This is a genomic window from Pseudomonas sp. LBUM1672, from assembly GCF_059695655.1.
Map to the genome: position 1 here is coordinate 2,359,281 of NZ_CP166781.1, position 20,286 is coordinate 2,379,566.

The window sequence follows — 20,286 nt, forward strand, 5'->3', positions numbered from 1 at the left end:
CTCTATCCTCACTGAGCCGCGACGGCGGGCGTGTTGAGCAACACGATCGCAGCGGTCACCAGCATGTTGACGAGGGTCAGCGGCAGGCAGAACTTCCAGCTGAAATCCATCACTTGGTCATACCGTGGGCGCGGGATCGAGGCGCGCAGCAGGATGAAGAACATGATGAAGAACGCGGTTTTCAGCGCGAACCAGATGAACGGGATCTGCGGCAGAATGCCGAACGGGCCGTGCCAGCCACCGAAGAACAAGGTCACCAGCAGCGCCGAAATCAACACGATGCCGATGTACTCGCCAACGAAGAACATGCCCCATTTCATGCCGGCGTATTCAATGTGGTAACCGTCGGCCAGTTCCTGCTCCGCTTCCGGCTGGTCGAACGGGTGACGGTGAGTCACGGCGACGCCGGCAATGAAGAAGGTCAGGAAACCGAAGATCTGCGGAATCACGAACCACAGGTTCTGCGCCTGGTATTCAACGATGTCGCGCATGTTGAACGAGCCGACCTGGATCACGATGCCCATCAGCGACAGGCCCATGAACACTTCGTACGACACGGTTTGCGCCGAGGCCCGCAAGCTGCCCAACAAGGCGAACTTGTTGTTACTCGACCAGCCGGCGAACAACACCGCGTAGACCGACAGACCAGCCATGGCGAAGAAGAACAGGATGCCGATGTTGATGTCCGCCACACCCCAGGTCGGGGTGATCGGGATGATCGCGAAGGCAATCAGCAAGGCACTCATGGCCACGACCGGCGCCAACGTGAAGATCACCTTGTCGGCGAACGGAGGGGTCCAGTCTTCCTTGAAGAACATCTTGATCATGTCGGCCGCGATCTGGAACGCACCGAACGGGCCGACGCGGTTCGGACCGTAACGGTCCTGCCAGAGGGCGAGCAGACGACGCTCGACCCAGCTCAGCAGCGCGCCGCACACCACCACGGCGAGCAGAATCACGATGGCCTTGAGGACCGCGATGATCACGTCAATCACTTCAGGCGTGAACCAGGTCATTGAGCTGCCTCCTGCAGACCGTCAACGGATTTGCCAAAGATCGCGGGCGGAATGCCGGCGATACCGGCCGGCAATGCGACCAGGCCGGCACCCAGCTCTTCGTTGATGCGCAGCGGCAGACGCAAGGTCTGGCCAGCGACGTTCAAACTGAGCAAGGCGCCGTCATTGACACCCAGACGGTCGGCTTCGGATTTGGCCAAAGCGACGTAGGCGGCCGGAATGCGTTCCTGAACCGGCGCGGCTTTGGAAGAGTTCTCTTCGCTGCCGAACAGGTGGAAGAACGGTACGACTTGCCAGGTGCCCGGTGCCGGGTTGAACGCACGCGGAACAGCAGCGAACCAGTTCAGCGAATCACCGGTGCTTTCGATCAGGCGGGTGCCCGGGTCGCCAGCGCGGATGTGACCACCGACTTCGTCCTGGAACTTGTTCCAGGCTTGCGGCGAGTTCCAGCCCGGAGACCAGGCGAATGGCACTTGCTGACGCGGTTCGACCGAGCCCGAGTAACCTTCCATGGAGAACGAGAACGCAGTGTCGTTATCCTGGGAAGTACGCGGTTCGTGCACGCTGATGTCGGCGCGCATGGCGGTACGACCGGAGTAACGCAGCGGCTCGCGGGCCAGTTTCAGGCCTTTGATACGGAACGCGGCGGACGGTGCGGCATCGACGATGCGCGCCAGTTGCGGCGTGCTGGCGGCGCAGGCAGCAGTGACGTGGTCCAGTTGGGTCCAGTCGATCGGCTGGTTCAACAGGGTCGCGCGCAGGGCATGCAGCCAGCGCCAGCCTTCGTGAACCAGGATGCTCGCGTCGAGGTAAGTCGGGTCGAAGACCTGGAAGAAACGCTGGGCGCGGCCTTCCTGGCTGACCAGCGTACCGTCGCCTTCAGCGAAGCTGGCGGCTGGCAGGACCAGGTGCGCGCGATCGCTGGTGGCGGTCTTCTGATGGTCCGCCACGATCACCACTTTCGCGGCGTTCAGGGCAGCATCGACACGGGCTTTGTCGGTGCGGGTGTACAGATCGTTTTCCAGCACGACGATGGCGTCGGCCTTGCCGTCGATCACCGCTTGCAGCGCTTCGTCGACCGAGTTGCCACCGAGCATGGCCAGGCCAAGGCTGTTGGCCTCTGGCACGATCAGGCTGATGGAACCGTTCTTCTCGCGCAGCTTCAAGGCTTTGGCGATGTTGGCGGCGGCTTCGATCAGCGCCTTGGAACCCAACGAGGTGCCGGCGATGATCAATGGACGCTTGGCCGCGAGCAGGGCGTCAGCAATGCGCTTGGCCAGATCGAGGGCTTCAGTGTCGAGGCCTTCAACCGCTGGAGCGCTGGCGTCGAGGGCGTGAGCCACGGCGAAACCGATGCGGGCCAGGTCGTCCGGTGCTGCGTGAACGCATTCTTCAGCAATGTCGTCGAGCTTGGTTTCAGCCAGGCTGGCGATGAACAGCGGGTTCAGCGCGTGCTGACCGATGTTTTTCACTGCAGCGTCGAGCCAAGGTTGAACGCGCATGGCATCGGCCATGTCTTCGGCTTTGCCCTTGACCGATTGACGCAGGGACAGCGCCATACGGGCAGCGGTCTGGGTCAGGTCTTCGCCAAGCACGAAGATCGCATCGTGATCTTCGATGTCGCGCATGTTCGGGATCGGCAGCGGGCTGTCTTTCAACACCTGCATGACCAGACGAATGCGTTCCAGTTCGGCGGCTTCGATACCGGAGTAGAAGTGCTCAGCGCCGACCAGTTCGCGCAACGCGTAGTTGCTTTCGAGGCTGGCACGGGGCGAACCGATGCCGACGATGTTGCGACCGCGCAGCAGGTCAGCGGCTTTATCCAGTGCTTCGTCGAGGGTCAGCTTGGCGCCGTTGGCCAGCTTTGGCTGACGCGGGCGGTCTTCGCGGTTGACGTAGCCGTAGCCGAAACGGCCACGGTCGCACAGGAAGTACTGGTTTACCGAACCGTTGAAACGGTTTTCGATACGACGCAGTTCACCGTAGCGCTCGCCCGGAGAGATGTTGCAACCGCTGGAGCAGCCATGGCAGATGCTCGGCGAGAACTGCATGTCCCACTTGCGGTTGTAGCGCTCGGAGTGAGTCTTGTCGGTGAATACACCGGTCGGGCAGACCTCGGTAAGGTTGCCGGAGAACTCGCTTTCCAGGGTGCCGTCTTCAACGCGACCGAAGTACACGTTGTCGTGGGCGCCGAACACACCGAGGTCGGTGCCGCCAGCGTAATCCTTATAGAAGCGCACGCAGCGGTAGCAAGCGATGCAGCGGTTCATTTCGTGGGAAATGAACGGGCCCAGTTGCTGGTTCTGGTGAGTACGCTTGGTGAAGCGATAACGGCGCTCGTTGTGGCCGGTCATCACGGTCATGTCTTGCAGGTGGCAGTGACCGCCTTCTTCACAGACCGGGCAGTCGTGAGGGTGGTTGGTCATCAGCCATTCAACGACGCTGGCGCGAAACACTTTCGCTTCTTCGTCGTCGATGGAGATCCAGCTGCCGTCGGTGGCGGGCGTCATGCACGACATGACGATCCGACCACGCTTGTCGTTTTCGTCGGTGTACTGCTTGACCGCGCACTGGCGGCAAGCGCCAACGCTGCCAAGGGCGGGGTGCCAGCAGAAATAAGGGATATCGAGGCCTAGCGACAGACATGCCTGTAACAGGTTGTCTGCCCCGTCGACTTCGAGCTCTTTGCCGTCTACGTGGATAGTGGCCATGGTTCAAAGTTCTTCGTTGGCCCGGTGTCAGCGGGCGTGGCTAATGGAATCTTGTTATTCGTCCGAATCCAAACAGCCCATAAAAGGCGTCATCGAACGAGAAGGCGAAGGGCACGGACCCTTCGCCTTTTTAAGCGTTTACGCGCCGACTACGATCGGCCTTGCCAGAGGCGGGACGGCGGCGCTGGTGGGCGCGATGCCGGCTTCGAATTCTGGACGGAAGTATTTGATTGCGCTGCCCAATGGCTCCACGGCGCCCGGTGCGTGAGCACAGAAGGTCTTGCCCGGGCCGAGGAAACCGACCAGACCCAGCAAGGTCTCGATATCGCCGGCTTGCCCTTCACCGTTCTCGATCGCGCGCAGCAGCTTGACGCTCCACGGCAGACCGTCACGGCACGGGGTGCAGAAACCGCACGACTCACGGGAGAAGAACTCTTCCATGTTGCGCAGCAGGGACACCATGTTGACGCTGTCGTCCACCGCCATGGCCAGGCCGGTACCCATGCGGGTGCCCACTTTGGCGATGCCGCCAGCGTACATTTGTGCGTCGAGGTGTTCAGGCAACAGGAAACCGGTACCGGCGCCGCCTGGCTGCCAGCACTTGAGCGTGTAACCGTCGCGCATGCCACCAGCGTAGTCTTCAAACAGCTCGCGACCGGTGACGCCGAACGGCAGTTCCCACAGGCCTGGGTTCTTGACCTTGCCGGAGAAGCCCATGAGCTTGGTGCCCATGTCTTCACTGCCTTCGCGCGCCAACGATTTGTACCAGTCCACGCCGTCGGCAATGATCGCCGGCACGTTGCACAGGGTTTCAACGTTGTTCACGCAGGTCGGCTTGCCCCACACGCCAACGGCGGCAGGGAAGGGCGGCTTGGAACGCGGATTGGCGCGGCGACCTTCGAGGGAGTTGATCAGTGCGGTTTCTTCACCGCAGATGTAACGCCCGGCGCCGGTGTGGACGAACAGCTCGAAATCGAAGCCGCTGCCCAGGATGTTTTTACCCAGCAGGCCGGCTGCCTTGGCTTCTTCCACTGCACGGTTGAGGTGCTTGGCGGCGGTGGTGTATTCGCCGCGCAGGAAGATGTAGCCACGGTAGGTTTTCAGCGCGCGAGCACTGATCAGCATGCCTTCGATCAGCAGATGGGGCAGTTGCTCCATCAGCATGCGGTCTTTCCAGGTGTTCGGTTCCATCTCGTCCGCGTTGCACAGCAGGTAGCGGATGTTGATGGATTCGTCTTTGGGCATCAGGCCCCACTTCACGCCCGTGGGGAAGCCTGCACCGCCGCGACCTTTGAGGCCGGAGTCTTTCACGGTCTGGACGATGTCGTCCTGAGCCATGTCGGCGAAGGCTTTGCGCGCGGCGGCGTAACCGTTCTTGGCCTGGTACTCGTCAAGCCAGACAGCTTCGCCGTCGTCGCGCAGACGCCAGGTCAGCGGGTGAGTCTCGGCCGAACGCTTGATGCGGTTGGCAGGACCGAAGGAAGTCAGGGTCATACGTAGCCCTCGAGCAATTTGGCAACGCCTGCTGGCTGCACATCACCGAAAGTGTCGTCGTCGATCATCAACGCCGGCGCCTTGTCACAGTTGCCGAGGCAGCAGACCGGCAGCAGGGTGAAACGACCGTCGGCGGTAGTCTGACCCAGGCCGATGCCCAGATTGTTCTGGATTTCGCTGACTACGGATTCGTGGCCGCCGATGTAGCAGACCATGCTGTCGCAGACGCGAATGATGTGGCGGCCGACCGGCTGACGGAAGATCTGGCTATAGAATGTCGCCACGCCTTCAACGTCGCTGGCCGGGATGCCGAGGATCTCGCCGATGGCGTAGAGCGCGCCGTCAGGCACCCAGCCACGTTCCTTCTGGACGATCTTCAGGGCTTCGATCGACGCCGCGCGCGGGTCTTCGTAGTGATGCAGCTCGTGCTCGATGGCCGAGCGCTCGGTTTCACTCAAGGTGAAACGGTCTGTCTGGATAAGCGTGCTGTTCATGCTTAGCGGTCCACGTCGGCCATAACGAAATCGATACTACCCAGGTACGCGATCAAGTCCGCGACCATGCTGCCTTTGATCACCGAAGGGATCTGCTGCAGGTGCGGGAAGCTTGGGGTGCGAATCCGGGTGCGGTAGCTCATGGTGCCGCCATCGCTCGTCAGGTAATAACTGTTGATGCCCTTGGTCGCTTCGATCATCTGGAAGGATTCGTTGGCCGGCATGACCGGGCCCCACGAAACTTGCAGGAAGTGCGTGATCAGGGTCTCGATGTGCTGCAGCGTGCGCTCTTTCGGTGGCGGCGTGGTCAGCGGGTGATCCGCCTTGTACGGGCCTGCCGGCATGTTGCGCATGCACTGCTCGATGATCTTGATGCTCTGGCGCATTTCTTCGACGCGCACGATGCAACGATCGTAGGCATCGCCATTGACGGCCAGGGGCACTTCGAACTCGAAGTTCTCGTAACCGGAGTACGGGCGCGCCTTACGCAGGTCGAAGTCGCAACCGGTCGAACGCAAGCCTGCACCGGTGACGCCCCATTCGAAGGCTTCCTTGGTGTTGTAGGCAGCGACGCCGATGGTCCGGCCTTTGAGGATGCTGTTGTCCAGCGCGGCCTTCTGGTATTCGTCCAGACGCTTTGGCATCCACTCGACGAAGTCTTTGACCAGTTTTTCCCAGCCGCGCGGCAGGTCGTGAGCGACGCCACCGATGCGGTACCAGGCCGGGTGCAGACGGAAACCGGTAATGGCTTCGATCACCGTGTACGCCTTCTGACGGTCGGTGAACGTGAAGAACACCGGGGTCATGGCGCCGACGTCCTGGATGTAAGTCCCCAGGAACAGCAGGTGGCTGGTGATCCGGAAGAACTCGGCCATCATGATGCGGATGACGTCGACCTTCTCGGGCACCTTGATGCCGGCCAGTTTCTCGACCGAGAGCACGTACGGCAGGTTGTTCATCACGCCGCCGAGGTAGTCGATACGGTCGGTGTACGGGATGAAGCTGTGCCAGGACTGACGCTCAGCCATCTTCTCGGCACCACGGTGGTGGTAACCGACGTCAGGCACGCAGTCGACGATCTCTTCACCGTCCAGCTGCAGAATGATGCGGAACGCACCGTGCGCGGAAGGGTGGTTGGGACCGAGGTTGAGGAACATGTAGTCCTCGTTCGCACCGGAACGCTTCATGCCCCAGTCTTCAGGCTTGAAGCGCGCGGCTTCTTCCTCAAGCTGTTGCTTTGCCAGCGTCAGGCTGAACGGATCGAACTCGGTGGCACGGGCCGGGAAGTCCTTGCGCAGCGGGTGACCTTCCCAGGTCGGCGGCATCATGATGCGGGTCAGGTGCGGGTGGCCGGCGAAATTGATGCCGTACATGTCCCACACTTCACGCTCGTACCAGTTGGCGTTCGGCCAGATACCGGTCACGGTCGGCACGCTAAGGTCGCTCTCGGACAAGGCGACCTTGATCATTACGTCACTATTACGTTCGATCGACATCAAGTGATAGAACACTGTGAAGTCGGCGCCGCTTGGCAGCCCTTGACGCTTGGTGCGCAGACGCTCGTCCACGCCGTGCAGGTCATAGAGCATGACGTATGGCTTGGGCAGGTTGCGCAGGAAGGTCAGGACTTCGACAAGTTTGGCGCGGGCAACCCAAAGCACCGGCATGCCGGTGCGGGTAGGCTGGGCGGTGAACGCCTCGGGGCCAAAACGGTTGTTCAGTTCGACGACCACATCCTGGTCGTCTGCCTTATAAGGCGGGATGTACAGAGCACTGCCTGTAGTCATGGTTATTTATCGCTTTCGGTCAACGTAAAGAATGAAGCCAGTGTCTCGTTCTATAAAAGAAGCAGATCTGGATCAGACTTCGTCGGGGCTGCGCAGGTTGGTGACTGCGATACGCTGTTCGCGGCGCTGTTCCTTTTGCGAAGGCATCTCGGCGCGGTACACGCCTTGATCACCGACGACCCAGGAAAGCGGACGACGCTCCTGTCCAATCGATTCTTGCAAGAGCATCAAGCCTTGCAGAAAAGCTTCAGGACGGGGCGGGCAGCCAGGCACGTAGACGTCCACGGGCAGGAACTTGTCCACCCCTTGAACGACAGAGTAGATGTCGTACATGCCACCGGAGTTGGCGCACGAACCCATGGAGATAACCCATTTAGGTTCGAGCATTTGCTCGTAGAGACGCTGAATGATCGGCGCCATCTTGATGAAGCAGGTACCGGCGATAACCATGAAATCCGCCTGACGCGGCGATGCCCGGATAACCTCGGCGCCAAAGCGCGCGATGTCATGGGGCGCCGTGAAGGCGGTGGTCATTTCCACGTAGCAGCACGAAAGACCGAAGTTATACGGCCACAGGGAGTTCTTGCGCCCCCAGTTGATCGTGCCGTTAAGCACGTCTTCGAGCTTGCCCATGAAGATGTTTTTGTGGACTTGATCTTCTAACGGATCGGAAACGGTTTCCCGCTCGCCAATCGGATACTGCTCGTTAGGAGCATCGGGGTCGATCCTGGTGAGATTGTATTGCATTGCCAAAGCCTCATTGTTTCAGCTTCGCCTGCCGCTTGCGACGAGCTTCCGGAGCCCAGTCAAGGGCGCCCACTCGGAACAGGTAGACAAGACCTGCCAACAGAATTGCTATGAAAACGAGAGCTTCGACGAATCCGGTCCAGCCGCTTTCGCGGACGGACACAGACCAGGCAAAGAGAAAGAGGGCTTCGATATCGAAGATCACGAAGAGCATCGCGACCAGATAGAATTTGGCTGAGAGCCGCAAGCGGGCGCCACCTGTAGGTAGCATGCCGGATTCGAACGGTTCGTTTTTGCTGCGGCCCCAGGCTTTTGACCCGAGGAGGCTGGAGACGCCAAGCATGAAGGCGCAAAGGCCGACGACGCCCAGAAGGAAAATGGCAAAGCCCCAGTTGTGGGCCATGAGTCCTGTCGCTTCGGGCATGCTGGTAATCCTTAACAGAGAGCAAAGGTCTCTGAGCTTGAAAAGAAACAAAGCAGTGACGATATGTCGCAGCAATCAATCCCGCTGATTTTATGGCACAACACGGTGCAAGTAAAATTCAGATAGCGAAATTATTTAATGGAATAAGGACATAGCGCACCTCCGAAGCCCCGCAGCCCATGCGATGCGGGCATTAGCCGGGTTTTTATCAATATTGTTTTGTAGGGAATGTAACGAACATAGTTGCGGCTAAATGATAATCAATATTGTTTGGCTTGGTTTTTAAACTGTTTAACGGGTGAGTGGGCCGGAAGTTGTCTTATATGGCTGTTACTGCAAATAGCGGCCGTCAACGTTTTACTCTGTTTTCCTGGTCGTGAAACTGCTCTGGATCAACGGTTTTTCCCGAATCACCATCGACCCTGTGGGAGCGGGCTTGCTCGTGAATGCGGTTCAACATTCAACATTGATGTCGGCTGATCTACCGCTTTCGCGAGCAAGCCTGCTCCCACAGGGTTATGTGGTGTTTGGTAAATCCCGGGCAAAAAAACGCCCCGAACCAGTCGGGGCGTCAGATGTGCGGCGTTGCGGTTAGCTTTCTATTCGGTCCGCAACGGCCGTTAGCTCAGGCGAAGCAGATCAGTGGAACTGTTCTTCTTCAGTCGAACCGGTCAGCGCGGTCACCGAAGACGAGCCACCTTGAATCACGGTGGTCATGTCGTCGAAGTAGCCGGTGCCCACTTCTTGCTGGTGAGCCACGAAGGTGTAGCCCTTCGAAGCGTCAGCGAATTCCTGCTCTTGCAGCTTCACGTAGGCAGTCATGTCGTTGCGGGCGTAGTCGTGCGCCAGGTTGAACATGCTGTGCCACATGTTGTGAATGCCGGCCAGGGTGATGAACTGGTGCTTGTAACCCATGGCGGACAGTTCGCGCTGGAACTTGGCGATGGTCGCGTCGTCCAGGTTTTTCTTCCAGTTGAAGGAAGGCGAGCAGTTGTACGACAGCAGTTGGTCCGGGTATTCCTTTTTGATCGCTTCAGCGAAGCGACGAGCCTCGTCCAGATCCGGCTTGGCGGTTTCGCACCAGATCAGGTCGGCGTACGGCGCGTAAGCCAGGCCGCGAGCGATCGCCTGGTCCAGGCCAGCGCGCACTTTGTAGAAGCCTTCCTGAGTGCGTTCGCCAGTCACGAACGGCTGGTCGTACGGGTCGCAATCAGAGGTCAGCAGGTCAGCTGCGTTAGCGTCGGTACGGGCCAGGATGATGGTCGGAGTACCGGCAACGTCAGCCGCCAGACGGGCAGCGGTCAGCTTCTGTACAGCTTCCTGGGTAGGAACCAGTACCTTGCCGCCCATGTGGCCGCATTTTTTCACGGAAGCCAGTTGGTCTTCGAAGTGAACGCCGGCGGCGCCTGCTTCGATCATGCTCTTCATCAGCTCGTAAGCGTTCAGAACGCCGCCGAAACCGGCTTCAGCGTCAGCCACGATCGGTGCGAAGTAGTCGATGTAGCCTTCGTCGCCCGGGCCTTTGCCGGCTTTCCACTGGATCTGGTCAGCACGACGGAACGAGTTGTTGATGCGCTTGACCACGGTTGGAACCGAGTCCACCGGGTACAGCGACTGGTCCGGGTACATCGATTCGGCGGAGTTGTTGTCCGCAGCCACTTGCCAGCCCGACAGGTAGATTGCCTGGATGCCGGCTTTGACTTGTTGTACAGCCTGGCCGCCGGTCAGGGCGCCCATGCAGTTGACGAAATCTTTATCAGGACGGAAGGATGGCTTGGCGCCCTGGGTCACCAGGTTCCACAGCTTCTCGGCGCCCAGTTTTGCAAAGGTGTGCTCAGGTTGAACCGAGCCACGCAGGCGGACGACGTCAGCAGCGGAGTAAGCGCGTGTCACGCCTTTCCAGCGTGGGTTTTCAGCCCAATCTTTTTCGAGGGCTGCAATTTGCTGTTCGCGTGTCAGTGCCATGGAGATAAACCTCGTCGCATAGGTCTGGGGTGGAAAATTCCTGCTCCTGCCAACTACGCAAATTAAAGAAGCGTAAAAGGCTGCTCGCTGACCAGAAGCTTAGGTGGTCAAGTCGGATTCGGCGGGGTTGGCGACGGGATGAACGATGGGCTCGAGGGGAAGTGAGCAGGTAAGGGCGAACTGGCGAGCGGATTCGGGCGTCGTGGGCCTTTATACGAACTTCAGTGTGGAGCCGGGTTACCTAATTACGCTTCCGTCCCTCGGGACAACTTCGTTCCAGTCGGCAACCTCGTCAAACACACCTTGTGGGCGGTACAGACACGAAACGGCTCGCTGGGGTAGATGCGAGCATCGCTTCGAAGGCCCTTGCCAGGGCCCCTGATTAGCGGGAGCGAGGCCATCATGCCTTTGCTTTTTTCGATCGTCAAACGTTTTGTAGTGCTTTTTTTCAAGCACTACATCTTTGGTCTAATACGACTTATCAGTCAGTTTCCGGTGGTTTAGTCCAAGGTATCGACTTTCACCCGCAGGGTCATGTCATCCCGGCCTTGAGTCGAGTAGCTGCGGGTCAGGCCCTGTTTGTCGGCCTGAGTCTGGCGGTTTACCCCGGCCAGGGTGATCCACTCGCCCAAGCGTCCCGTGACAGTTGTGTCGGTACTTTGCACATTCACTACATCGGGACGTTCCTGGCTCATGCGGTCACGGTTGGTACTGATCGACAGGTGAACGATGTCGCCGGTGACGCTGGCGGTGACATAGAAACCCTGGGTGACGTTGCGGTATTCGGTCTGGCTGCGCAGATCGCCGTAGGAATCGGTCTGGCTGCTGGTGAGCGGCACGCTCTGGCCGACCTGAATCAATGCCGGTGCGCCTTCGCTGGCCTGAATCTGCTGGATGCCGCCATCGCGGCTGTCGGTGCTGCGGTTGATGATGCGCGTCTGGCTCGGCTTGGCGCCGTTCACCGAGTAACCCTGGTCGCCCTGGAAGTTATTTTCGTTGGTGTCGACGGTGATCAGCAGGCGCTTGGCGGCCACGTCGAGTTGGGTAACAAGGGCCTTAAGTTCGTCGATCTTGCGTTGATCGGCATTGACGATCAGCTGATTGCCGTAGGCGCTGACCTGGCCGTCCTTGCCAATAAAATCCTGTGCCATGGGGAGCATATCAGCACTGGTGCGGTAGTTCAGGGGCACGATCTCGGTGGCTGCCATGGCTGAAAAACTGCACGTCAGCAGCAGCGTGGTGAGCAGGGTGCGTAGGGACATATCCGTTATCTCCGACATCTTGAAGTGTTGATATTGCCAGTTTGTCGGCCCGGCGTGGGGCAAGTTGAATCGCAGACAGCAAAACGCCCCGGCATCGGTCGATGGCGGGGCGTTTTGTGGTGTTCCCTGTGGCGAGGGGGGTTATCTGTGGTGAGGGGATTTATCCCCGTTGGGTCGCGAAGCGGCCCCAAAATTTCTAACCACAGTGCATCAGGTATACCGCATCCGATGGTTTGACGACTGCTGCGCAGCCGAACGGGGATAAATCCCCCTCGCCACAGATTAAGTCCCCACCACAGGGTTTTAGGCGGAATGCCGCACCATGTCCACATGCGGAATCCCGGCTTCCAGGAACTCCTCACTGACCAGGCTGAAACCCAAGCGCTCATAGAACGCCGTGGCCTGGACCTGTGCGCTCAGCATCTGCTGCTTCAGTCCACGCTTCTCGGCTTCACCGATCACCGCTTGCATCAGCGCATCGCCGACTTTCAGGCCGCGCCAGTCTTTAAGCACCGACACCCGGCCGACGTGACCATCGGGCAACAGGCGTGCGGTGCCGATCGGAAAGTCGCCTTCGAAGGCCAGGAAATGCACTGCCGTAGCGTCATCGGCATCCCATTCAAGCTCAGGTGGAACGGATTGCTCGGCAATAAACACCGTCTCACGAATGCGCCGGATCTCGGCGTTGTCCTTTTGCCAGTCTGCGACACGTACGTGAATTTTATTCATCAGCGAACCCCAGGCTCCCTTGCTTGATCAGTTCGCACAGCAGGCCGCGGCCGTCTTCGTCGCTCAGCCAGTCACCGAGGTTGTCGGTGTGCAGGGCGTCAGCGGCGCAGATCAATTTCAGCAGCTCGCGCAGCTTGCCTGGCAGGTAACGGCTCTGGCCGCTGGCGAACAGCAGCAGGTCGTCATCGACTTCGGACCAGGCCAGGCGCGCGCTCGGGTTGCGGATCAACACAGCGCCTTGTTCGAGGCTGGCGAGGAAGTCTTCTTCTTCGATTTCTTCCGGGCCGGCAACCAGTTCCGGGTAGCGCGGCTCGGTCATGTACTGGCCGAACCAGGTCAGCAGCAGGCGCTCGTCGCTCATGTGCTCGGCCAGCAAGGCTTTCAGGCGATCAAGGGCGTCGTGCTGGATCTGATGCGGATCGACAGCAGGCACTGCGTCGGCGTCGGTGTAACGCTCTTCGTCGGTCAGGAACTGGCTGAGGAAGTCGGTGAAGTGTGTCAGCACTTCCGAGGCGCTTGGGGCGCGGAAGCCGACCGAGTAGGTCAGGCAGTCATCGACGGCCACGCCGCAATGGGCCAGGCGCGGCGGCAGGTAGAGCATGTCGCCCGGTTCCAGGACCCACTCATCGGAGGCTTCGAAATCAGCGAGGATGCGCAGGTCCGCGTGCTGCAACAATTTGCTCTCGGAATCGCACATCTGGCCGATTTTCCAGTTGCGCTTACCGTGACCCTGCAGCAGGAACACATCATAGTTATCGAAGTGCGGACCGACGCTGCCACCCGGGGCGGCAAAGCTGATCATCACGTCGTCGACGCGCCAGCTCGGCAAGAAGCGGAAGTTCTCCAGCAGCTCGGCGACTTCCGGTACGAATTGGTCAACCGCTTGAACCAGCAGGGTCCAGTCACGTTCCGGCAGTTTGCTGAATTCATCTTCGGCGAAGGGGCCGCGGCGCAATTCCCAAGGACGCTCGCCGTTCTCGATTACCAGGCGCGACTCGACTTCTTCTTCCAGCGCCAGTCCGGCCAGTTCGTCGGCGTCGATCGGGCTTTCGAATTCAGGAATCGCCTGACGGATCAGCAGAGGTTTTTTCTGCCAGTAGTCGCGCAGGAATTCGCGCGCCGTGATGCCGCCTAGAAGTTGAAGAGGAATGTCAGGATTCATGTGTAACCTATTGAAAAAATGCACTTTTCATACGGGAATAAAAACGCCCGGCGCTGCCGGGCGTCTCAAACGGGTAAAGCGGTCGATCAGATGCGTTTGGCTTGTGCCGCAGCGTTACCGATGTAGTTCGCCGGGGTGAGCAATTTCAGCTCGGCCTTGGCGGCGGCTGGCATGTCCAGGCCGTCGATGAAAGTTTGCAGTGCTTCAGGGCTGATGCCCTTGCCACGGGTCAACTCTTTCAGCTTTTCGTACGGGTTTTCGATGTTGTAGCGGCGCATCACGGTCTGGATCGGCTCGGCCAATACTTCCCAGCACGCGTCCAGGTCAGCGGCGATCTTCTGCGCGTTGAGCTCCAGTTTGCTGATGCCTTTGAGGCTGGCTTCGTACGCGATCACGCTGTGGGCAAAGCCGACACCGAGGTTGCGCAGCACGGTGGAGTCGGTCAGGTCACGCTGCCAGCGGGAGATCGGCAGCTTGCTCGCCAAATGCTGGAACAATGCGTTGGCGATACCCAGGTTGCCTTCGGAGTTTTCGAAGTCGATCGGGTTGACTTTGTGCGGCATGGTCGACGAACCGATTTCGCCAGCGATGGTGCGCTGCTTGAAATAACCCAGGGAGATGTAGCCCCAGATGTCACGGTCGAAGTCGATCAGGATGGTGTTGAAGCGGGCGATCGCGTCGAACAGCTCGGCAATGTAGTCGTGCGGTTCGATCTGCGTGGTGTACGGGTTGAAGCCAAGGCCCAGTTCGTCTTCGATGAAGGCGCGGGCGTTTTCTTCCCAGTCGATCTTAGGGTAGGCCGACAGGTGAGCGTTGTAGTTGCCGACAGCGCCGTTGATCTTGCCCAGCAGCGGAACGGCAGCGACCTGAGCGATTTGACGCTCCAGTCGGTAAACCACGTTCGCCAGCTCTTTGCCCAGGGTGGTCGGCGAGGCCGGTTGACCGTGGGTGCGCGACAGCATCGGCACGTCAGCGAAGCGGATGGCCAGTTCGCGGATGGCTTCAGCGGTCTGGCGCATCAGCGGCAGCATTACGTCATCACGGCCTTCGCGCAGCATCAGGGCGTGGGACAGGTTGTTGATGTCCTCGCTGGTGCAGGCAAAGTGGATGAACTCGCTGACCTTGGCCAGTTCCGGCAGCTTGGCCGCTTGTTCCTTGAGCAGGTACTCAATGGCTTTGACGTCGTGGTTGGTGGTGCGCTCGATCTCTTTGACGCGCTCGGCGTGCTCCAGAGCGAAGTTGTCCGCCAGGGTGTTCAGCACCGCGTTGGCTTCGGCGGAGAACGCCGGCACTTCGCTGATGCCTGGATGAGCGGCCAGGCGCTGGAGCCAGCGCACTTCAACCAGAACGCGAGCACGGATCAGGCCGTACTCACTGAAAATTGGGCGCAGGGCCTGGGTTTTGCCGGCGTAGCGGCCGTCAACAGGGGAAACCGCAGTGAGCGAAGAAAGCTGCATGGGGTGTTCTCGGACAGTCGGGCAACGAAATGGGGCGCGTATCATACATGAAAAAATCCGCCGGTCCGTTGCCAACTGACCGGCGTATTACGCGTTACAGATCTAAATCAGTGTTGCGGGCGCGGTTCAGCTGCTGCGCATCAGCGGGTAAAGCTCTTTAAGCAACTTGCGGCGGCTGATCACCAACTGCCAGCGATGACCGCCCAACTGCCGCCATAGGCGCGCGGAACGAATCCCGGCCAGCAACAGGGCGCGGATCTTCGAGGCGTTGCTCGGTTGCTGCAGGTTGCGCATGTCGCCGTGGACCTGAATTCGTTGGCGCAAGGTGCTCAGGGTGTCCTGGTACAGCGCGCCGCAAGCAGCAATCACGTTTTCATGCGCCGGGCCGAAGTGCTCGACCTGGGATTGAATCTGCGGCAGACGCTTGCCGATCACATCAAGCATGTCATCGCGCTTGGCCAGTTGACGTTCAAGGCCCAGCATGGCCAGGGCGTAGCGCAGCGGTTCGCGCTGCAGGGTGCTCGGGTCGCGCTCCAGGGCGCCGATCAATGCGCGATAGCCTTCGCGCAGATTGATGTCGTCGCCGCCGTACACTTCCAGGGTGTCCTTGGGGTCGCGGATCAGCAGACTGCCGAGCATGCAGGTCAGGCCGGCTTCGGTGGTCTGGCCGGTCTTGGCAATCTTGTCGACGAGGACCGCGGCGAGAAACACGCCGCCCAGCGCCGTCAGTTGCTCCTGAGTGGGGTTCATGCCTTGCTGCTCCATGGCTCTGCGACTTCAATCACGCCGCCGCCGAGGCAGATTTCACCGTCATAGAACACCACTGACTGGCCCGGGGTGACCGCGCGTTGCGGGTCATCGAATGTGGCGCGGTAGCCGGTGGCGGTTTTTTCCAGCGTGCACGGTTGATCGCTTTGGCGATAACGAACCTTGGCGGTCAGCTTGCGCGGCTCGGTCAGATCGATCGGGTTGACCCAATAGATGTCCGAAGCGAGCAGGGCGCGGGAGAACAGGTAAGGGTGGTCATTGCCCTGGCCGACGATCAGCTCGTTGTTTTCCAGGTCCTTGATCAGCACGTACCACGGCTCGTCGCCGGCGTCTTTCAAGCCGCCGATGCCCAGGCCCTGACGCTGTCCGATAGTGTGGTACATCAAGCCGTGGTGACGGCCGATGACTTCACCTTCGGTGGTCTTGATCTCGCCCGGTTGTGCCGGCAGGTATTGCTTGAGGAAGTCGCTGAAGCGGCGTTCGCCGATAAAGCAGATCCCGGTGGAGTCCTTTTTCTTCGCGGTCGCCAGGTCGTGTTTCTCGGCAATCGCGCGCACTTCGGGTTTTTCCAGTTCGCCGACCGGGAACAGGGTCTTGGCGATCTGTTCGCCGCCGACAGCGTGCAGGAAATAGCTCTGGTCCTTGTTCGGGTCCAGGCCCTTGAGCAGCTCGGTGCGACCATCGATGTCGCGGCGGCGCACGTAGTGGCCGGTGGCGATCAGGTCGGCACCGAGCATCATGGCGTAGTCGAGGAACGCCTTGAACTTGATCTCGCGGTTGCAAAGGATGTCCGGGTTCGGCGTGCGACCGGCCTTGTATTCGGCCAGGAAATGCTCGAACACGTTGTCCCAGTACTCGGCGGCGAAGTTGGCGGTGTGCAGCTTGATGCCGATCTTGTCGCACACAGCCTGGGCGTCCGCCAGGTCATCCATGGCGGTGCAGTATTCCGTTCCATCGTCTTCTTCCCAGTTCTTCATGAACAGGCCTTCCACCTCATAACCCTGCTCGATCAGCAGGAGAGCGGAAACGGAAGAGTCTACGCCGCCGGACATGCCGACAATGACGCGCTTCTTTTGTGTGTCAGAAGGGGCTGGATCACGCATAGGGATTCAATGAGTGTCTTGAAAAAGGACGCGATTCTAACAGGCCGAAGCCCGCAAGGCTAAAGAGAAGGGCGGATCAGTTCGAGACCGAAGTGAAAGCCTCCCAGATAATCATCGATACAGCGGATGATCAGCTCACTGCGCCAGTTTGCGCGCTGTGCCAGCAGTTCGTCACGGGTTAGCCATTTGGCGCCGACGATACCGTCGTCCAGTTGATAGTCGGGGTGATGTTTGAGCGGTTTGGCGGTGAAGCAGACGCGCTGGTAGGTCACGCCGTTGCTCGGGGCGGTGTAAAGGTAAATACCTACTACGCCGGTCGCTTCGACGTCCCAGCCGGTTTCTTCCAGGGTTTCGCGCACGGCGGCTTCGATCAGGGTTTCGTCCGGGTCGAGATGGCCGGCGGGCTGGTTGAGTACCGTTCGTCCGTGCTTGGTTTCCTCGACCATCAGGAAACGGCCGTCGTCTTCGACGATGGTGGCGACGGTGATGTGGGGTTTCCAGTCCATGAAGCTTCCTCGAATTCCAAAGGTTGAAACACTATCCCTGTGGGAGCTGGCCTGCCAGCGATTGCGATTAGTCAGTCACCATTAATGTTGCATGATAAGCCGCTATCGCTGGCAGGCCAGCTCCCACAGGGTTTTGCGTTGTCTTCAAAAACGCAAACCCCGGCACATGGCCGGGGTTTGTGATGCTTCCTTACAACCTTAAACCAGCGCAGCGATCGCGGCGTTGAAAGTGTTGCTCGGGCGCATGGCCTTGCTGATCAGCTCGGCATTGGCGTGGTAGTAACCGCCGATGTCCACTGGTTTGCCCTGAACGGCGTTGAGCTCGGCAACGATGGTTGCTTCGTTCTCGGTCAGGGTCTTGGCCAGTTGGCCGAACTGCGCTTGCAGTGCGGTGTCTTCGGTCTGGGCCGCCAGGGCTTGAGCCCAGTACAGCGCCAGATAGAAGTGGCTGCCGCGGTTGTCGATGTTGCCGACTTTGCGCGATGGCGACTTGTTGTTGTCAAGGAACTGGCCAGTGGCCTGATCCAGAGTCTTGGCCAGAACCAGCGCTTTCGGGTTGTTATAAGTAACACCCAGATGCTCGAGGGAAGCGGCCAGGGCCAGGAATTCGCCCAGCGAATCCCAGCGCAGGAAGTTCTCTTCCAGCAGCTGCTGAACGTGCTTCGGTGCCGAACCGCCGGCGCCGGTTTCGAACAGGCCACCGCCATTCATCAGCGGAACGATCGACAGCATCTTGGCGCTGGTGCCCAGTTCCATGATCGGGAACAGGTCAGTCAGGTAGTCGCGCAGTACGTTGCCGGTCACCGAGATGGTGTCCTTGCCTTCGCGAGTGCGGTCCAGGGTGAACTTCATCGCGTCGACAGGCGCCATGATCTGGATGTCCAGACCGGCAGTGTCGTGATCCTTCAGGTAAGCCTGAACTTTCTCGATCACCACGCCATCGTGGGCGCGCATCGGGTCCAGCCAGAAAATAGCCGGGGTTGCGCTTGCACGGGCACGGTTGACGGCCAGTTTGACCCAGTCCTGGATCGGCGCGTCTTTGGTCTGGCACATGCGGAAGATGTCGCCGGCTTCAACCGACTGCTCCAGCAAGGTGCGGCCAGCGCCATCGGAAACCCGAACGACGCCGTTGGCCTTGATCTGGAAAGTCTTGTCGTGCGAGCCGTACTCTTCGGCCTTCTTCGCCATCAGGCCAACGTTTGGCACGCTGCCCATGGTGGTCGGATCGAAAGCACCGTTTACCTTGCAGTCTTCGATGACCGCTTGGTAGATGGTCGCGTAGCAGCGATCCGGGATCACAGCCTTGGTGTCGTGCAGCTGACCGTCAGTGCCCCACATTTTGCCGGAGTCACGGATCATGGCCGGCATCGAGGCGTCGACGATCACGTCGCTCGGCACGTGCAGGTTGGTGATGCCTTTGTCGGAGTTGACCATGGCCAACGACGGACGAACGGCGTAGACCGCCTGGATGTCTGCTTCGATCTGCGCTTGCTGTTCAGCCGGCAGGGCTTTGATGCGAGCGTACAGGTCGCCGATGCCGTTGTTCAGGTTGAAGCCGATCTGTGCCAGCACGTCAGCGTGCTTGGCCAGTGCGTCTTTATAGAACTCGGCAACGATCTGGCCGAACATGATCGGGTCGGAGACCTTCATCATGGTGGCTTTCAAGTGAACCGACAGCAGCACGCCTTTTTGCTTGGCGTCTTCGATTTCGGCAGCGATGAAGCTGCGCAGAGCGTTTTTGCTCATGACCGCGCAATCGAGGATCTCACCGGCTTGCACGGTGGTTTTTTCTTTCAGGACGGTGGTGGTGCCGTCTTGAGCGATCAGTTCGATTTTGACGGCGTCAGCGGCGTCGATCAGGGCAGCTTTTTCGCTGCCGTAGAAATCGCCGGTGCTCATGTGCGCGACGTGGGACTTGGAGTCCGCAGCCCAGGCGCCCATTTTGTGCGGGTGCTTGCGCGCGTAATTCTTGACCGACAGCGGCGCGCGACGATCGGAGTTGCCTTCGCGCAGAACCGGGTTTACGGCGCTGCCCTTGATCTTGTCGTAGCGCGACTTGGCGAGCTTGTCGGCGTCGCTGGTCACGGTTTCCGGGTAGTCCGGCAGAGCGAAGCCCTGGGCTTGCAGCTCTTTGATCGCGGCTTGCAGTTGCGGAACCGAGGCGCTGATGTTCGGCAGCTTGATGATGTTGGCTTCAGGCGTAACGGCCAGGTCGCCCAGTTCGGCGAGGTGATCGGCTACGGCTTTGTCACCCAATTGCTCGGGGAAGCTGGCCAGGATGCGCCCTGCAAGAGAGATATCGCGAGTTTCCACGGCGATATCAGCGGAGGCGGTGAAGGCCTCTACGATAGGCAACAGTGAATAGGTGGCGAGGGCGGGAGCTTCGTCGGTGAAGGTATAGATGATCTTCGAGCGGGTGGGCATATTCGGATTAACTCTCTCTTCTTTGCTAAAGCGTGCGCAGAAAAACTCGAGGGGCGCCGGGTAAGCGCGTTCGTTCAAAGTCGTCCATGAGCCGAATGTCGAGATTTGTGCGCGGTGATGTTGGGTGCATCAGTCGAGCGTCAAGCGGGTGGGTTGCGGTAACAACCCTGCTTTTTCAGGCCCAAGTCTCGGCTACTTATTCAGTTGCAGGAAAGGTTGGCCGTCGTGACTCTGTGG

At 59.7% G+C, this 20,286-nt stretch carries 16 protein-coding genes; all 16 read right to left on the reverse strand.

The features are described 5' to 3' along the window. Positions 1-8: 8 nt before the first annotated feature. The gene (gene nuoH, locus ACA053_RS10750) at positions 9-1,016 is read right to left on the reverse strand and encodes an NADH-quinone oxidoreductase subunit NuoH (RefSeq protein ID WP_008146046.1); all 1,008 of its coding nucleotides are present in this window, start codon (positions 1,014-1,016) and stop codon (positions 9-11) included. Beyond that, positions 1,013-3,727 carry an NADH-quinone oxidoreductase subunit NuoG gene (gene nuoG, locus ACA053_RS10755; RefSeq protein ID WP_497395385.1) on the reverse strand — a complete coding sequence of 905 codons (2,715 nt, stop codon included), beginning with the start codon at positions 3,725-3,727 and terminating at the stop codon, positions 1,013-1,015. Before nuoG ends, nuoH begins: the two co-directional genes overlap by 4 nt. Positions 3,728-3,865: 138 nt before the next feature. Continuing rightward, the gene (gene nuoF, locus ACA053_RS10760) at positions 3,866-5,221 is read right to left on the reverse strand and encodes an NADH-quinone oxidoreductase subunit NuoF (protein ID WP_497335390.1); all 1,356 of its coding nucleotides are present in this window, start codon (positions 5,219-5,221) and stop codon (positions 3,866-3,868) included. Continuing rightward, positions 5,218-5,715, reverse strand: coding sequence for an NADH-quinone oxidoreductase subunit NuoE (gene nuoE / locus ACA053_RS10765; protein WP_003223804.1), 498 nt, complete (start codon positions 5,713-5,715; stop codon positions 5,218-5,220). The genes nuoF and nuoE overlap by 4 nt, the downstream gene beginning before the upstream one ends. A 2-nt stretch (positions 5,716-5,717) precedes the next feature. Further along, complete coding sequence (gene nuoC / locus ACA053_RS10770; protein WP_109629421.1) at positions 5,718-7,502, reverse strand: NADH-quinone oxidoreductase subunit C/D; 1,785 nt, start codon at positions 7,500-7,502, stop codon at positions 5,718-5,720. Positions 7,503-7,574: 72 nt separating this feature from the next. After that, positions 7,575-8,249 (reverse strand): NuoB/complex I 20 kDa subunit family protein, encoded by a 675-nt coding sequence (locus tag ACA053_RS10775; protein WP_008146035.1) that lies wholly within the window; start codon positions 8,247-8,249, stop codon positions 7,575-7,577. 10 nt (positions 8,250-8,259) lie between these two features. Continuing rightward, positions 8,260-8,673 carry an NADH-quinone oxidoreductase subunit A gene (locus ACA053_RS10780; protein ID WP_003223812.1) on the reverse strand — a complete coding sequence of 138 codons (414 nt, stop codon included), beginning with the start codon at positions 8,671-8,673 and terminating at the stop codon, positions 8,260-8,262. Positions 8,674-9,312: 639 nt separating this feature from the next. Then, the gene (gene aceA, locus ACA053_RS10785) at positions 9,313-10,638 is read right to left on the reverse strand and encodes an isocitrate lyase (RefSeq protein WP_033057066.1); all 1,326 of its coding nucleotides are present in this window, start codon (positions 10,636-10,638) and stop codon (positions 9,313-9,315) included. A 500-nt stretch (positions 10,639-11,138) separates the two neighbouring features. Then, on the reverse strand, positions 11,139-11,900 hold the full coding sequence (locus ACA053_RS10790) for a secretin N-terminal domain-containing protein (RefSeq protein ID WP_109629424.1): 762 nt from the start codon (positions 11,898-11,900) through the stop codon (positions 11,139-11,141). 303 nt (positions 11,901-12,203) lie between these two features. Next, positions 12,204-12,629 carry a GNAT family N-acetyltransferase gene (locus tag ACA053_RS10795; RefSeq protein WP_017339601.1) on the reverse strand — a complete coding sequence of 142 codons (426 nt, stop codon included), beginning with the start codon at positions 12,627-12,629 and terminating at the stop codon, positions 12,204-12,206. Further along, the gene (locus ACA053_RS10800) at positions 12,622-13,791 is read right to left on the reverse strand and encodes a ribosomal protein uL16 3-hydroxylase (protein WP_497395387.1); all 1,170 of its coding nucleotides are present in this window, start codon (positions 13,789-13,791) and stop codon (positions 12,622-12,624) included. The genes ACA053_RS10795 and ACA053_RS10800 overlap by 8 nt, the downstream gene beginning before the upstream one ends. An 86-nt stretch (positions 13,792-13,877) precedes the next feature. Continuing rightward, positions 13,878-15,248, reverse strand: a complete 1,371-nt coding sequence (gene purB / locus ACA053_RS10805) for an adenylosuccinate lyase (RefSeq protein WP_497395389.1) — start codon at positions 15,246-15,248, stop codon at positions 13,878-13,880. Positions 15,249-15,374: 126 nt separating this feature from the next. Continuing rightward, positions 15,375-15,998 carry a high frequency lysogenization protein HflD gene (hflD, locus tag ACA053_RS10810; RefSeq protein ID WP_109629433.1) on the reverse strand — a complete coding sequence of 208 codons (624 nt, stop codon included), beginning with the start codon at positions 15,996-15,998 and terminating at the stop codon, positions 15,375-15,377. After that, complete coding sequence (gene mnmA / locus ACA053_RS10815) at positions 15,995-17,119, reverse strand: tRNA 2-thiouridine(34) synthase MnmA (protein WP_109629435.1); 1,125 nt, start codon at positions 17,117-17,119, stop codon at positions 15,995-15,997. The genes hflD and mnmA overlap by 4 nt, the downstream gene beginning before the upstream one ends. A 59-nt stretch (positions 17,120-17,178) precedes the next feature. Continuing rightward, the gene (locus ACA053_RS10820) at positions 17,179-17,625 is read right to left on the reverse strand and encodes an NUDIX hydrolase (RefSeq protein ID WP_497317106.1); all 447 of its coding nucleotides are present in this window, start codon (positions 17,623-17,625) and stop codon (positions 17,179-17,181) included. Positions 17,626-17,823: 198 nt separating this feature from the next. Next, positions 17,824-20,049 carry an NADP-dependent isocitrate dehydrogenase gene (locus tag ACA053_RS10825; protein WP_497317108.1) on the reverse strand — a complete coding sequence of 742 codons (2,226 nt, stop codon included), beginning with the start codon at positions 20,047-20,049 and terminating at the stop codon, positions 17,824-17,826. Positions 20,050-20,286: the final 237 nt, after the last annotated feature.

Bases quoted from the DNA above. Each gene is read 5' to 3' on its own strand.
- ACA053_RS10780 (WP_003223812.1), bottom strand. From the start codon at position 8,673: ATGCCCGAAGCGACAGGACTCATGGCCCACAACTGGGGCTTTGCCATT.
- purB (WP_497395389.1), bottom strand. From the start codon at position 15,248: ATGCAGCTTTCTTCGCTCACTGCGGTTTCCCCTGTTGACGGCCGCTAC.
- aceA (WP_033057066.1), bottom strand. From the start codon at position 10,638: ATGGCACTGACACGCGAACAGCAAATTGCAGCCCTCGAAAAAGATTGG.
- mnmA (WP_109629435.1), bottom strand. From the start codon at position 17,119: ATGCGTGATCCAGCCCCTTCTGACACACAAAAGAAGCGCGTCATTGTC.
- ACA053_RS10775 (WP_008146035.1), bottom strand. From the start codon at position 8,249: ATGCAATACAATCTCACCAGGATCGACCCCGATGCTCCTAACGAGCAG.
- ACA053_RS10800 (WP_497395387.1), bottom strand. From the start codon at position 13,791: ATGAATCCTGACATTCCTCTTCAACTTCTAGGCGGCATCACGGCGCGC.
- hflD (WP_109629433.1), bottom strand. From the start codon at position 15,998: ATGAACCCCACTCAGGAGCAACTGACGGCGCTGGGCGGCGTGTTTCTC.
- nuoH (WP_008146046.1), bottom strand. From the start codon at position 1,016: ATGACCTGGTTCACGCCTGAAGTGATTGACGTGATCATCGCGGTCCTC.
- ACA053_RS10795 (WP_017339601.1), bottom strand. From the start codon at position 12,629: ATGAATAAAATTCACGTACGTGTCGCAGACTGGCAAAAGGACAACGCC.
- nuoE (WP_003223804.1), bottom strand. From the start codon at position 5,715: ATGAACAGCACGCTTATCCAGACAGACCGTTTCACCTTGAGTGAAACC.
- ACA053_RS10825 (WP_497317108.1), bottom strand. From the start codon at position 20,049: ATGCCCACCCGCTCGAAGATCATCTATACCTTCACCGACGAAGCTCCC.
- nuoC (WP_109629421.1), bottom strand. From the start codon at position 7,502: ATGACTACAGGCAGTGCTCTGTACATCCCGCCTTATAAGGCAGACGAC.
- nuoF (WP_497335390.1), bottom strand. From the start codon at position 5,221: ATGACCCTGACTTCCTTCGGTCCTGCCAACCGCATCAAGCGTTCGGCC.
- ACA053_RS10790 (WP_109629424.1), bottom strand. From the start codon at position 11,900: ATGTCCCTACGCACCCTGCTCACCACGCTGCTGCTGACGTGCAGTTTT.
- nuoG (WP_497395385.1), bottom strand. From the start codon at position 3,727: ATGGCCACTATCCACGTAGACGGCAAAGAGCTCGAAGTCGACGGGGCA.
- ACA053_RS10820 (WP_497317106.1), bottom strand. From the start codon at position 17,625: ATGGACTGGAAACCCCACATCACCGTCGCCACCATCGTCGAAGACGAC.